The following is a 13222-nucleotide window of genomic DNA, read 5'->3' as shown; positions in this document are numbered from 1 at the left end:
TCATGGCAATCTGGTGGGCAGGTCCACTAGCTGACAAGGTTGGGTAGATGCTCAAGCTCCTCGGTGCCAAACAGTTGAGCAGTCGGGACGCGGCACACGTGCTCCGCGTTCTCGACGCCGATCCTGTCGCCGCCTGTATGGTTGCCGCTCGTGTAGAAGAGGGCGGCGTCGATCCCCGGATGATCCACGGAGAGTTGTGGAGTCGGGGCGGGCCGCTCGAATCGTTGTGCTTCTCGGGCGCGAATTTCGTGCCGCTGCGCGGCAGCATCGACGACATGCGGGCGTTCGCCGACCGGGCCTGTCGCACCCCGCGCATGTGTTCGTCGCTGGTCGGCCGGGCCGAACTGACGTTGCCGCTGTGGGAGATGCTCGAGATGGATTGGGGGCCTGCCCGCGAGGTCCGGCCCGACCAGCCGCTGCTGGCGCTGGCGAGTACCCCGCAGTGCCGCCCGGATCCCTTGGTCCGGCAGGTGCGGATGCACGAACTCGAGCAGTACCTGCCTGCCGCGGTCGCGATGTTCATCGAAGAGGTCGGCATCGATCCCCGCGCCAACGACGGCGGACGAGGGTACCGGCGCCGCGTCGCCAATCTCATCGCCGCCGGCCGGGCGTGGGCCAGATTCGACGACGGTCAGGTGGTGTTCAAGGCCGAGGTCGGATCGGTGTCCTCGCGGGTGGGGCAGATCCAAGGCGTCTGGGTGCATCCGATGTATCGCGGGCACGGGTTCGGGGCGGCAGGTACCGCGACGGTTGCGGAGGCCGTCATCGCCGAGGGCCGCATCGCCAGCCTCTACGTCAACAGCTTCAACACGGTGGCCCGCAGCGCCTACGCGCGCATCGGCTTCAGCCAGGTCGCGACGTTCGCCACAATTCTCCTGGACTGACTCGCAGTCCGCCTACCGTGTCGGCGGTGTCCGCCGACATACCATGGGCGGCGATGAACCTGCGGCCACATTCTCGCTTACGCGTCGTCCAGTCGATCGCCCTCTGCGGCGCCGCTGTGCTGACGGTGGGTCTCACGGCGTGCACGCCGAGACCGGACGGTCCGGAACCGGCCGCGCAGGCGTTTCTGACGGCCTTCGCCGAGCAGGACTCGGAGGAGGCCGCCGATCTGTCGGACCGGCCCGACGTCGCCCGCCAGGCCCTCGAGTCCGCGTGGACGTCGCTGCAGGCCGAGTCTCTCGACGCCCGGACGACGGATGTCCACGTCAGCGGTGACACGGCCACCGTCGGGTACACGTACGAGTGGCATCTGCCGAAGGACCGGGTGTGGACGTATTCGGGTGAACTCCAGATGGGGCGGCGCGGCGGCGACTGGGCCGTGCGGTGGAGTTCCACCAACGTCCATCCCCGGCTGGGTGATCGGCAGACGATGTCGCTGCGGTCCACTGCCGCCCCGCGGGCGCGGGTCAACGAGCATTCCGGGTCGGACGTCCTCGTGCCCGGCGTGGTGTACCGCGTGAAGTTCGATTCGGCGCAGTCGGGCAACGTGATCGGCAGTGCCCAGTCCCTGGCGTCGGCGCTCGCCACGTTCGACAACACGCTTACTGCGCAGTCGATCGCCGAATCGGCGACGGCGGTGAAGGGCGACTACCTCGTCACCAGGCTGCGGTCGGACGACTACGAACAGGTCGCGGGCGTGCTCGGCGCCATTCCCGGTGTGAGCGTGTCCGACGAGGCGGATCTCGTGGCCACCGACCGGAACTTCGCACCCGATCTGGTCGGTCAGGTGAAGAAGACCGTGATCGACGAGGTCGACGGCAAGGCCGGCTGGAGTGTGGTGACGGTCAACCAGAACGGCGTGGACACGGACGTGCTCACCGAGACGGCGCCGCAGACCTCCCCGTCGTTCTCGATCAGCCTCGACCGTCCCATCCAGATCGCCGCGCAGAACGCCGTCAATGCTCGCACCGACCAGACGATGATGGTCGTCATCCAGCCGTCGACCGGCGACGTCGTGGCCGTCGCACAGAACAAGGCCGCGGACAGGGACGGACCGGTCGCGCTCACCGGCCTGTATCCGCCCGGTTCGACGTTCAAGATCATCACCGCCGGCGCCGCGATCTCGTCGGGCATCGCGACACCCGACACGATGGTGCCCTGTCCGGGACGCATCGAGATCGGTGAGCGCAGCGTCCCGAACTACAACGAATTCGCGCTCGGCACCGTGCCGATGGCCACGGCGTTCGCCCGCTCCTGCAACACGTCGTTCGCGAAACTCGCCAGCGAGATGCGTCCCGACGCACTGACGGTCGCTGCGTCGCAGTACGGAATCGGCCCCGACTACGAAGTGGTGGGCTTGCCGACCGACTCGGGTTCGGTGCCGCCGGCCGAGGATCTGGTGCAGCGAACCGAGGACGGATTCGGTCAGGGCAAGGTGGTGGTGAGTCCGTTCGGGATGGCGTTGGCCGCCGCGACCATCGCGCACGGTTCGACGCCCGTGCCGCGGTTGATCGCCGGACGGGAAACCACGATCGACGGCGAGCATCCTCAGATCAGCCCGGAGATGGTCGACGGGCTGCGCGGGATGATGCGTCTCGTGGTGACGAGCGGTACCGCGGAGCGGATCGAAGACCAGGGCGAGGTGTACGGCAAGACGGGTGAGGCGGAGGTCGAGGGCGGTTCCCACGCCTGGTTCGTCGGCTACCGCGGCGACCTCGCGTTCGCGACGCTGGTGGTGCGCGGCGGCAGTTCCGACAACGCCGTCGCCGTCACCCGCGACATGTTCGCCGCGCTGCCCGAGGGGTACTGACACCGACGCTGTCCACCGATCGGGGGACGCGGAATTCATCCTGTTCAGGGACTGATCGGTGGACAGACGCCGCCGCCGAGGCGGTCCATAGTTGGTTGCAGACGGAAGAACCCGCACAGCCGGGATCGAAAAGCCAACGTGGACAGGAAGTCGGACCATGACCATCAGTGCAGAAGTGAACCGCGTGGAGACAGCGAACGGCACCCGGAGGGTGTTGTTCGTCGGGCGCCCGGGCGCCGGTACGGAGCTTACGCGGTGGGTTGCGTTGCGGCAGTGGGCTTCCGACCGTGGAATGGAATCGATCAGCGAATGTGAGGGTGACGTCGTCTGCGCGATCGCGACCGAGGACGTCCTGGACGGACTCTGTTCGCCATCCGATGCGATGGCGATGCAGCTGGCGCGGGCTCGAGGGGTGCCCTGCGTCGGCGTTCGCGACGCACACGTTCTCGAGGATGCGATCTGACATGGGGTTCGAGATCATCGAACGCGGCGAGACCCTGGTGGCCGGTCTGCCCGTGCGAAGCCCCCAGCGGGCGTTGGGGAAACTGAGCGACCCCCGCCTGGACCGTGCATGGACGCGCGTGCTCCACCACGAGGTCGGGGGACCGCTCGCGTCCACCTACATCGACTTCGCTCCCGACGTCGAGTCGTATTACACCCAGATCGTCGGGTACGAATGCGCGACGGTGGACGACGCCACTCGGGGTCACGTCATTTCGCGGATACCGCCCGGCACGTACGCCAAATTCTCTTCGCGGGGAATGTTTCCCGACGTGATGCTGCGGCTGTGGGCGCAGGTCAGCGAGGCGGAGACGAACGGCGACATCGAGCGGACGTACACCGGGGACCTCGAAGCGTACCCCCACGCCTACGCCGTGGATCTGTACATTCCGATCCACGTGGACGAGTCCGGGGCGCCGTCGAGTGCGGTGGGGTCGAGTGTGATGGGTGAGGAGCGATGATCGAGATCGTCAAGAGGCAGGCCGAATCGTTTGTGGGCCTGACCATTCCCGAAGGCAAACCCGGACGTCCCGGGCCGGGCCGGGAACTCGTCGACTACACGGTGGAGCGGATCAGGGATCGGGGGATCTCCGAGATCTTCGTCGTCTACGCGGCGTCCCCGCCGCCGCGCACGTTCACGGTCGTCGTCGGATACCCGTGCGATTCGACCGACAAGATGGAACCCGGCGACGTCCTGGTCGGCGTGCGTTCCGGCTATTTCGCCCGATTCTGTTGCGAGGACGAATCGGAACCGGAGGCGCTCGCCGAGACGTGGAGCGTCGCCGACTACGCGGCGGCGCGCGGCCGGATCGAACGCGCCTTCGCGGAGGACCTCGAGGTGCATCATCCGGACGGGTCCGTCGAACTGTTCCTCTCGTTGTACTGAGCGGCGACCGGGCAGGTCACTCGTGCTCGGCGAGTTTCTCGGGGTCGATCTGGGGCCCGCTCTTGCCGAGCCTCTTGTTCACGAGGACGGTCCCGGCCCACAGCACGACACCGATTCCGAGGAGAACGCCCGCGATCTGGTACTGCACCGCGGGACGGTCGGCGAAAGGAGTGACCAGGAAGCCACACGTGAGGGCGCCGATGATCGGAAAGATGGTCGGCACCCGGAAATGCTTGTGCTCCACCGGCTGCTTGCGCAAGACGAGCACGGTGATGTTGACGATGGTGAACACGCCCAGCAGCAGCAGCGCGGTGGTGCCGCCGAGTTCGGGGACCTCACCGACGAACGTGATGAGGCCGAAGGCGAGGATCGTGGTGAAGACGATGGCAACGTACGGCGTGCGCCGCGTGGCGTGAACCTTGCCGAGCGGGGGAGGCAGGACGCCCTCGCGGCTCATGCCGTACAGCAGCCGGCTCGCCATCAGCATGTTGATCAGCGCCGTGTTGGCGACGGCGAACATGGTGATGAATGCGAAGATCCCGATCGGGAACCCGGGCGCCCCGGCCTGAACGACCTTCAGCAGCGGGGTGTCACCCTCGCCGAGTTCGCTCACGGGTACGAGGGCGATCGCGGTGATCGACACGAACACGTAGATGCAGCCGGTGATGATCAGGCCGGTCAGCAGGACCTTGGGGAAGATGCGGCTCGGTTCCTTGCATTCCTCGGCCATGTTGACCGAGTCCTCGAACCCGACCATCGCGAAGAAGGCGAGGGCGGTGCCCGCGACGACCGCGCCGAGTGCGGATCGGTCGCCGGTGTCGAACGTGGCCACCCGGGAGAAGTCGCCGTCTCCGACGCCGAGGGCCCACAGCCCGATCATGATGATGATCAGGAGACCGGACAGCTCGACGCAGGTGAGGACGACGTTGGTCTTGACGCTCTCGCTGACTCCGCGGAAGTTGACGAGACCCACCAGCGTCATGAAGCCGAGACCGAGCAGAGTGATGCCGATCCCGGTGGAGAAGTCGAGGTCGAACGCCTCGACGAAATTGGCAGCGAACGCCCGCGACGCCGTCGACGCGGACGTGATTCCCGAGCACATCACCGCGAACGCGACCATGTACGTGAGGAAGTGCACCCCGAACGCCTTGTGCGTGTACAGGGCGGCGCCCGCGGCCTTCGGGAACTTGGTGACCAGCTCCAGATAACTGAATGCGGTGATGATCGCGACGACGAATGCCACCAGGAACGGCAGCCACACCGCACCCCCGACCTGATTGGCCACCTTTCCGGTGAGCGCGTAGATGCCGGTGCCGAGGATGTCTCCGACGATGAACAGCAGGAGCAGCCCCGGGCCCATCACCCGCTTGAGGCTCGGCTGTTCGGGCGAATTCGAATCCGGTGCGTTCGAACTCGTGGCGTCCGCTGTCGATCCCATGATCCACCGCCTTTCGCTACCGCCTGCGTCCCTCGTTCGAGAAGACTGTGTTCGCTAGGGGAGCAGCCCGAGCCTGCGCGCGGTGACCACCGCCTCGTGCCGCGACCGTGCGTCGAGCTTGCTCATGGCACTGCGCAGGTAACTCTTCACCGTCTCGGGGCCCACCGAGAGGCGCTGTGCTGCTTCACTGTTGGTGCATCCCAGGGCCACGTGAGACAGGACGTCGATCTCGCGTGGGGTGAGGCGGACGCCGGGGTCCTCGTCGGCGCTGTCGGCGTCCGGCCGCAGAATGCCCGCCAGTCGCTGCGACAGCCCGCGGAGACGGGTCTGCAACGACGTGTCGGCGACGGTCTGTGCGACACTCCGCAGCTCCGCGTGGATGTTGCGGAGTTCCTCGGTGGTGGCGCCGCCGGCGCCGCTGACGTCGAGCGTCTTCATCATCTCGAGGCGGCGATCGACCTCGTCCCGGATGGCGATCTCGGTGCCGAGGCGCCGGGACGCCGCGACGACGATGTCGGCGGTGCGGTCGCCGATCGGTGCGCAGTCGCGGATGGCGGCGTAGAGCACCGCGCGCGAACTGCCCCGCACCATGACCGGCACCGCGAGGATGGACCGGAGTCCCTCACTGAGGACGGGCCGGTCGTAGTGGTGGGTAATGGTCGAGGAGCGGCCGTAGTCGTTGACCGCCACCGGTGTGCGCTGGGCGACGACGCGGCCACCGAGACCGGAACGCGAGGGGATTGCGAGGCCCTTGAGGTTGTTGGTGCGGGTGCCGACGAACTCGCTGAGGTGCAGTGTGCCGTCCTGGACCTCGCCGCCGAACAGGACCGGCGCGACACCGTGAGCTGCGATGGAGCGCAGCTCACCCCGAAGTGCGTCCCCGTCCCGAGGGCGCAGCAGCGACGGTGCACGAGCAACCAAGTCGGTCACCCCTTTCCGGGGGTAGTCACAGCGGTCTGTGAGCTAGATCATAACCGTAGTGAGTTCGGGCGACGGCCCGATCATCTGTCACAGGCCATGAGAGCACAAGGAGTACCGCATGACCACCGATCCCACCGCACGCGTGCGTGAGCTGCTGGACCAGTACGACACGCCGACGGCGTCCGCCGCGGAACTGCTGTGTGATCGACACCCCGCCGACGACGTGGCATTCACCGTCGTCGAATCGGATCTGTCGTCGACGGACCTCACCTACGGCTACCTGCGCGAGCAGTCCACGCGATTCGCCGCCGCACTCGCCGACCTCGGCGTCGAGCCGGGCGACCACGTCGCGACGCTGATGGGCAAGTCGGCCGAACTGGTCGTCGCGCTGCTCGGCATCTGGCGCCGGGGTGCCGTCCACGTTCCCCTGTTCACCGCGTTCGCGCCGCCCGCGATCGCGTTCCGGCTGGGCGCGAGCGGGGCGAAGGTCGTGGTCTCCGACGCCAACCAGCTCGACAAGCTGACTCCAGGGGAGGACATCCCCGCGGACGCGTCCTGGCAGGTCGTCGTCGTGGGCGGGGCCGGCACCGATGCGCTCGACTTCGCGACGCTCGTGGAGTCGCACGACCCCGCGGATGCGAAGGGTGCGGCCGTCACGGTCGGCGGCGACGGCCCCCTCGTCCAGTTGTTCACCAGCGGCACGACCGGCACACCGAAGGGGGTGCCGGTGCGGCTGCGGGCCCTCGCGTCGTTCCACGCCTACCAGGAGTTCGGCCTCGACGTCCGCAAGGACGACGTGTTCTGGAACGCCGCCGACCCCGGCTGGGCGTACGGCCTGTACTACGCCCTGCTCGGGCCCCTCGCCGCGGGCATCCGCAGCATCCTGCTGCACGCCGGGTTCTCCGCGCCCCTCACCTGGCAGGTGATGGAGCGCTTCGGCGTCACCAACTTCGCCGCCGCGCCCACGGTCTACCGCAGCCTGCGGGCCGACCCCACGCCGATCCCCGAGACGGTGACACTGCGGCGCGCGTCGTCGGCGGGTGAACCGCTCACCCCCGACGTGATCTCGTGGGCCGAGGCCAACCTGAACGTGTTCGTGCGCGACCACTACGGCCAGACCGAGCACGGCATGTTCATCGCCAACTCCTGGGCCGACGGACTGCGGGACGAGGTGCGCGACGGGTCCATGGGCAAACCGCTGCCGGGGTGGGCGTGCGCCGTCCTCGAGGACGACTCCGACGCGATCGCGCCGCCGCGCACCCCGGGTCGGGTCGCGATCGACACACTGGGCAGCCCACTGATGTGGTTCACCGGCTACGTCGACGCCCCGGAGAAGACCGCGCAGCGGTTCACCGCCGACGGTCGCTGGTATCTCACCGGCGACGCCGGGCAGACCGACGAGGACGGCTTCTTCTTCTTCTCCGCCCGCGACGACGACGTGATCATCATGGCCGGCTACCGGATCGGGCCCTTCGACGTCGAGAGTGTGCTCGTGATGCACGACGAGGTCGTCGAGGCTGCGGTCGTCGGGATGCCCGACGAGTTGCGCGGTGAGGTGCTCGAGGCGTTCGTGGTCCTGCGCGAAGGCGTCGACGGGACCGACGAACTGGAGGTCGAACTGCAGACGCTGGTGAAGAAGAAGTTCGCGGCGCACGCCTACCCGCGCACCGTGCACTTCGTCCCCAACCTGCCCAAGACCCCCAGCGGCAAGGTGCAGCGGTACCTGCTCCGCCAGAAGTAGGCGGCTCCGCCGCCCGTGCGCCTTTCTGGTAGCTCCAGCTACCAGAAAGGCGCACGGGTGCGTCAGCGCCCGCGGATGCGGCCGACGACCAGCAACGCGAGGAGGGTGACCGCGAGCAGCAGCGTGGTGTCGGCCGCGGCGAGGAAGACCTGACCGCGATCGGTGAGCCCGAAGATGCTCACCGGCAACGTCTTCCAGGTCGCCGGATACACCATCACGGTGGCGCCCAGTTCGCCCATCGACAGCGCGATCGACAGGCCCGCGGCGGCGCCGAGCGCAGGCAGCAGGAGCGGCAGCGTGATCCGCAGCAGGACCCGGGTGGGACCGGCGCCGAGGGATTCGGCGGCCTGCCGGTAGGCGGGATCGAGGCGGTCCAGAGCCGCCGAGACGGTGCTGAACGTGAACGCCAGCACGAGGATCGTGTGCGCCAGGATGACGATCCACTTCGTTCCGCCGAGCAGGAGCGGCCGTGAGTTGAACGCGATCAGCAGACCCAGTCCGATCGCCACGGACGGGATCGCGATCGGCAGGTGGAAGACGGCGTCGGTGATGCGGCGCAACCACGTCGGCGCCTCACGCGCTGCCAGTGCCGCCCACGTCCCGACCACCAGTGCCAGTGCGCCTGCGACGAACGCCGTCTGCAGGCTGACGGTGAGACTGGCGAGGTTCTCGTCGGACAGTGCCGTCGCAAAGTTCCGGCCGCCGAGGTCCGACGGCAGTGGGCCCGTCCAGGACCCGGCCAGCGCGGCCGCGATCACGGTGGCGATGGGTGCCACGAACACGACGGTCACGACGACCGCGAACACACCCAGGATCAGGGCTCTAGACCTTCTCGTCCACAGCAGCACGGCTGCCTCCCGTCAGCGTGGCGAACACGAATCGGTATGTGCAGTACAGGGTCAGCGACAGCACCACCTGGACGGTGGCGATCACGGCCGCGCCCGGCAGGTCGAACGTGACGATGCCGCGCGTGTAGATCAGGACGGGCAGCGTCACCACGTCCTTGGCGCCCGTGAACAGGACGATGCCGAACTCGTTGAGGGTGAGCAGTAGCACCAGCGATCCACCCGCCAGCAGTGCGGGCCACGCCTCGGGCATCACCACGGTCCGGAGCACCCGCAGCGGCGACGCCCCGAGACTGGCGGCGACGTCGAGTTGTTCGCGGGGGATCTGGGTGAACGCGGCGAGCAGGGGACGGACGACGAACGGCGTGAAGAACGTGACCTCCGCGGCGATCACCCCGAGTGGGGTGCCGAGGAAGTTCAGCGGTCCGTCGGCGTCGCCGGTGATCCGCGCGATCAGCGCGTTCACTGCCCCGGCGGTGCCGTAGAGGAACGTGAACGCCAGCGTGATCAGGAACGACGGCAGCGACAGCACCGCGTCGATCAGCCGTCCCACGACCTTCGATCCCGTGAACGGGACGAACGCCAGGACGAGCGCGAGGAACGTGCCGACGATCACGCAGCCGAGGGTGGAGAGGGCGGCGATCTGCACCGTCCGCCACAGGGCTGTGCGGAACAGTTCCGAGCCGAGCACCCTGGACCAGTTGTCCAGACCCGAACCGGTCTCGGAGTCGAGGGATTCGGTGAGCACCCGCGCCATCGGGTAGACGGCGAATCCGAGTACGAGCAGCAGGGGTGGGAGCGTCCACGCGATGCCTCGCCACCGGAACGGCTCGCGGGAGAGCGGTGCCGTCGCGGCGGGCGGACGCTCGAGGGTCGCGGTCATGTCGCCGGTACCAGGACGCTGCCGTCGGACGGGAACTGCACGCCGACGACGGTGCCCGGACCACGCTGGTCGTGACCGGACACGTCCGCGTCCACCTGCACTCCCTCGAAATCGTCGACGGCGAGCGTGATCCGCGTGGTCGATCCCCGCCACACCGTCGAGACGATCCGCGCCGAGAACGAACCCCGCGCGCCGGGCGCCGTCAGCGTCACCGCGTGCGGGCGGACACACAGGAACGCGGGCAGGTCCGACTCCCACTCCACGTGCCCGATGTCGGGTTGCGGCGCGGTTGCAGTGACGGGAACGCCGCCGATCGACACGAGCGCCGACGTCCCGATCACCCGGGTGACGGTGCACGGCAGCAGGTTGGCGCCGCCGAGGAATTCCGCGGTGAAACTGCTCGGCGGCCACTTCCAGAGATTCTCGACGGTGTCGATGTCGGCGAGCCGGGAGTTACGCATGACGGCGATCCGGTCGGCCAGCGCCAGCGCCTCGCTCTGATCGTGCGTGACGTAGAGCATCGCAGTGTCGGGCAGGGCCGCACGCAGTCGCGAGAGCTCACCGAGCATGCTCTCGCGCAGTCGGGCGTCCAGCGCGGCGAGCGGTTCGTCGAGCAGCAGAACCGAGGGCCGGATCGCGAGGGCCCGCGCGATCGCGATCCGCTGCTGCTGTCCGCCCGACAGTTCGCGGGGCAGGCGCTTGCCGTAGGCGGACATGCCGACCATGTCGAGTGCCTCGGCCACCCGCGCGCCGATCTGCGCGCGCGGCACCCGTTGGGAGCGGAGGCCGAACGCGACGTTGTCGGCCACCCGCATGTGCGGAAACAGCGCGTAGGACTGCACGACGACGCCGATTCCCCGTTTCGCGGGTGGTAGGTCGGTGACGTCGCGGGATCCGAGCCGCACGGAACCCGAAGTGGGGCGGACGAATCCCGCGAGTGCCTTCAGTGCGGTCGACTTTCCGGAGCCGCTCGGGCCGAGCAGGGCCACCGTCTCACCGCGGCCGACGCGCAGGTTGAAGTCGATCAGGGCGTGAGTCACGCCCTTGCCGCGGCCGTAGCCGACGGTGACGCGGTCGAACGTGATGGCCGGCGCGGAGAAGTCGGTGACTCCGCGGACCGCAGTGGTGTGCGACGGCTGTGCCCGCCTGGCTGGAGTTCCCGACACGATCAGCTCCCGGTGGCCTTCTGGTACGCCGCGATGTCCGAATCGAGTTCGGTGAGTACGTCGTTCCAGTTCGGCGACCACACCTGCACCCCCTGCAGTGCTCGCGCCGGGGCGCTCTCGCCCGCGGTGGCGCGCACGTCTTCGCGGACCGACATGCCGAGCGCGTCGTCGGCGACCGTCTTCTGCGACTCCTCGGACAGCAGGAACTCCATCAATTGCCTGCCCTGCTCGCTGCGGGGCGCGCCCTTCGTCAGACCCATCACGTACGGCAGGGCGACGGTGGTGCGGGTGCCGTCGGCGGCGGCGGGGAAGAAGAGGTCGAATGTCGAACCGTCCTCGGCGATGGACGTGAGGTTCATCTGGACGTCACCGTTGGCGACGAGCAGTTCGCCGTTGCTGACCTTCGGCTGCAGCTTGCCGGTCGAGGACGACGGTCCCACGTTGTTGACCTGCAGCTTGGTGAGATAGTCGAGTGCGCCGTCCTTGCCCCTCAGGTGCTGCAGGAGCAGCAGCACCGCGGTGCCGTCGCCGGCCTGGCCGGGGGTCGAGTACTGGATCTTGCCCTTGAACTGGTCGGACAGCAGGTCGTCCCAGGTCCGGGGAGCAGGCGAGGCCGCCGGGTTGGCGATGAAGGACAGGTAGTTCTCGACGACGGGAACGAAGTGACCGGCCGCGTCCTTCTCCGCCGCGGGAACCGCGGAGGCGTCGACACCGCTCGGAACGAGCAGTCCCTGGGAGTCGGCCTTCTGGATGAACGGCGGCAGCGTGACGACGACGTCGGCCTGCGGGTTCGACTGTTCCTTCTCGAGGCGAGAGACGACTTCGCCGGATCCGGCCTCGACGAGGTTCACCGCGATCCCGGTCTGTGCGGTGAAGGCGTCGAAACGCGATTTGTACCAACCGGAGAGCCCGTCGGCGCTGTAGACGGTGACGGTGTCGGTGCCCGAACCGGCGGCGGTGCCGGTTCCGCCGCAGGCGGTTCCGAGGGTGAGGACGGTCGCGGCCAGGGCGGCGGCGGCGATCCGGGGGGCGAAGACGCATGACGGGTTCCTAACGATGAGGGGGATTTCGAAACGGAGCTTGCCGTTTGGTCTAGACCAGTGGGCCACTGCGAGAAGAACGGCAGGTGAACAATTGGTATAGACCATTTTTCGGGTACGCTCGGCCGCATGAACGACGACAGCGGCGCGTCCGGGGAGTCCGCGTTGATCGACACTGCGGTGGCGCTGCGGTCGCTGTGCTGCGTCTGCGACGGCGAGGGGTGCGACTGGCTCACACCGCAATTCAGAGGGTCGACGACGTGATCGCGGTCGCGCGCAGAGTACGAGACACGGTGATACCCGCACCATGACGGAAACGCGGAACGTCCCCAAGTACTACCGGGTCCGCACCGAACTCGAGTCGATCCTCGCCGAACTCGAGGTGGGGGACGCGGTCCCTGCGGAGCGGGAACTGGCCCTGCGGTTCACGGTGTCCCGCGAGACGGTGCGGCAGGCCATCCACGAACTGCTGGTCGAGGGTCGCGTCGAACGTCGCGGCCGCGGCACCGTCGTCGCCAGCCCGAAGCTCGTGCAGCCGCTGTCGTTGCGGTCCTACACCGAGGGTGCGCTCAGTCAGGGCCGGGTGCCCGGGCGCGAACTGGTGACGTTCGAGGAGCTCGGTGCCGACGCGGACCTCGCCGAGGCGCTCGGTCTCGCGTTCGGGGCGCCGGTGATCCACCTCGAACGCGTCCTGCTCGCGGACGACGAGAAGATCGGGCTCGAAAGCACCCATCTGCCCGCCGAACGGTTCGGGGAGATGGCGCGCAGGTTCGACCCGGGCACCTCGCTGTACGCGGCGATCCGCGAGACCGGCGTGGTGTTCGCGTCGGCGACCGAGCGGATCGAGACGGTGCTGGCCTCCCCGCGGGAGGCCGCGCTGCTCGACTCGACCACCGCGATGCCGATGCTGCGGCTCCATCGTGTCTCGCTCGACACCGACGGCGTCCCGATCGAACGGGTGCGTTCCCTCTACCGCGGCGACCGGATCGCCTTTCTCACCACACTGCGGGAGTGATGTCGACGCGCACGACGGGTCCGGGGGCGTCCGG

Annotated in this window: 14 protein-coding genes; 8 read left to right on the top strand and 6 right to left on the bottom strand. The window is 68.3% G+C overall.

What is annotated here, in order from left to right; genetic code table 11:
- Nucleotides 1-47: 47 nt before the first annotated feature.
- The 5 genes from QM841_RS29810 (at nucleotide 48) to QM841_RS29790 (ending at nucleotide 4139) form a co-directional block, all read left to right on the top strand.
- Nucleotides 48-884: a GNAT family N-acetyltransferase gene (locus QM841_RS29810; RefSeq protein ID WP_009479750.1), complete on the top strand. Its 837-nt coding sequence runs from the start codon at nucleotides 48-50 to the stop codon at nucleotides 882-884.
- A 53-nt stretch (nucleotides 885-937) separates the two neighbouring features.
- Nucleotides 938-2752 carry a penicillin-binding transpeptidase domain-containing protein gene (locus tag QM841_RS29805; protein WP_283334840.1) on the top strand — a complete coding sequence of 605 codons (1815 nt, stop codon included), beginning with the start codon at nucleotides 938-940 and terminating at the stop codon, nucleotides 2750-2752.
- 157 nt (nucleotides 2753-2909) lie between these two features.
- The gene (locus QM841_RS29800) at nucleotides 2910-3215 is read left to right on the top strand and encodes a hypothetical protein (RefSeq protein WP_105419381.1); all 306 of its coding nucleotides are present in this window, start codon (nucleotides 2910-2912) and stop codon (nucleotides 3213-3215) included.
- A gap of 1 nt (nucleotide 3216) precedes the next feature.
- Nucleotides 3217-3714, top strand: a complete 498-nt coding sequence (locus QM841_RS29795) for a GyrI-like domain-containing protein (RefSeq protein WP_283334782.1) — start codon at nucleotides 3217-3219, stop codon at nucleotides 3712-3714.
- Nucleotides 3711-4139, top strand: a complete 429-nt coding sequence (locus tag QM841_RS29790; RefSeq protein ID WP_283334781.1) for an AraC family transcriptional regulator — start codon at nucleotides 3711-3713, stop codon at nucleotides 4137-4139. Before QM841_RS29795 ends, QM841_RS29790 begins: the two co-directional genes overlap by 4 nt.
- 16 nt (nucleotides 4140-4155) lie before the next feature.
- Here the strand turns inward: QM841_RS29790 and QM841_RS29785 are convergent, their stop codons facing one another.
- Both QM841_RS29785 and QM841_RS29780 read right to left on the bottom strand, forming a co-directional pair.
- On the bottom strand, nucleotides 4156-5577 hold the full coding sequence (locus QM841_RS29785; RefSeq protein WP_280781767.1) for an APC family permease: 1422 nt from the start codon (nucleotides 5575-5577) through the stop codon (nucleotides 4156-4158).
- 54 nt (nucleotides 5578-5631) lie between these two features.
- A complete protein-coding gene (locus QM841_RS29780; RefSeq protein ID WP_283334780.1) occupies nucleotides 5632-6507 on the bottom strand; it encodes a helix-turn-helix transcriptional regulator in 876 nt (291 codons plus the stop codon).
- Between the two features lie 109 nt (nucleotides 6508-6616).
- On the opposite strand from QM841_RS29780, the gene QM841_RS29775 reads away from it, so the two are divergent.
- Nucleotides 6617-8239, top strand: coding sequence for an AMP-binding protein (locus tag QM841_RS29775; RefSeq protein WP_283334779.1), 1623 nt, complete (start codon nucleotides 6617-6619; stop codon nucleotides 8237-8239).
- Nucleotides 8240-8301: 62 nt separating this feature from the next.
- On the opposite strand, the gene QM841_RS29770 is transcribed toward QM841_RS29775, so the two are convergent.
- The 4 genes from QM841_RS29770 to QM841_RS29755 are packed head-to-tail and all read right to left on the bottom strand — an operon-like array spanning nucleotide 8302 to nucleotide 12155.
- The gene (locus QM841_RS29770) at nucleotides 8302-9087 is read right to left on the bottom strand and encodes an ABC transporter permease (RefSeq protein ID WP_283334778.1); all 786 of its coding nucleotides are present in this window, start codon (nucleotides 9085-9087) and stop codon (nucleotides 8302-8304) included.
- On the bottom strand, nucleotides 9062-9967 hold the full coding sequence (locus tag QM841_RS29765) for a 2-aminoethylphosphonate ABC transporter permease subunit (RefSeq protein ID WP_283334777.1): 906 nt from the start codon (nucleotides 9965-9967) through the stop codon (nucleotides 9062-9064). The genes QM841_RS29770 and QM841_RS29765 overlap by 26 nt, the downstream gene beginning before the upstream one ends.
- Nucleotides 9964-11133 carry an ABC transporter ATP-binding protein gene (locus QM841_RS29760; RefSeq protein WP_283334776.1) on the bottom strand — a complete coding sequence of 390 codons (1170 nt, stop codon included), beginning with the start codon at nucleotides 11131-11133 and terminating at the stop codon, nucleotides 9964-9966. Before QM841_RS29760 ends, QM841_RS29765 begins: the two co-directional genes overlap by 4 nt.
- 2 nt (nucleotides 11134-11135) lie before the next feature.
- Nucleotides 11136-12155 (bottom strand): 2-aminoethylphosphonate ABC transporter substrate-binding protein, encoded by a 1020-nt coding sequence (locus QM841_RS29755; RefSeq protein WP_283334839.1) that lies wholly within the window; start codon nucleotides 12153-12155, stop codon nucleotides 11136-11138.
- 147 nt (nucleotides 12156-12302) lie between these two features.
- Between QM841_RS29755 and QM841_RS29750 the strand changes: the two genes are divergently transcribed.
- Both QM841_RS29750 and QM841_RS29745 read left to right on the top strand, forming a co-directional pair.
- A complete protein-coding gene (locus QM841_RS29750; protein WP_283334775.1) occupies nucleotides 12303-12437 on the top strand; it encodes a hypothetical protein in 135 nt (44 codons plus the stop codon).
- Nucleotides 12438-12480: 43 nt separating this feature from the next.
- Nucleotides 12481-13188 carry a GntR family transcriptional regulator gene (locus QM841_RS29745; protein ID WP_105419360.1) on the top strand — a complete coding sequence of 236 codons (708 nt, stop codon included), beginning with the start codon at nucleotides 12481-12483 and terminating at the stop codon, nucleotides 13186-13188.
- The last annotated feature ends 34 nt before the right edge of the window (nucleotides 13189-13222 follow it).

Source organism: Rhodococcus sp. IEGM 1307, from assembly GCF_030056915.1.
GTDB classification, from domain to species: domain Bacteria; phylum Actinomycetota; class Actinomycetes; order Mycobacteriales; family Mycobacteriaceae; genus Rhodococcus_F; species Rhodococcus_F opacus_D.
The sequence above is the reverse complement of the archived record's forward strand: the minus strand, read 5'-3'. Positions and strand labels throughout refer to the sequence as shown.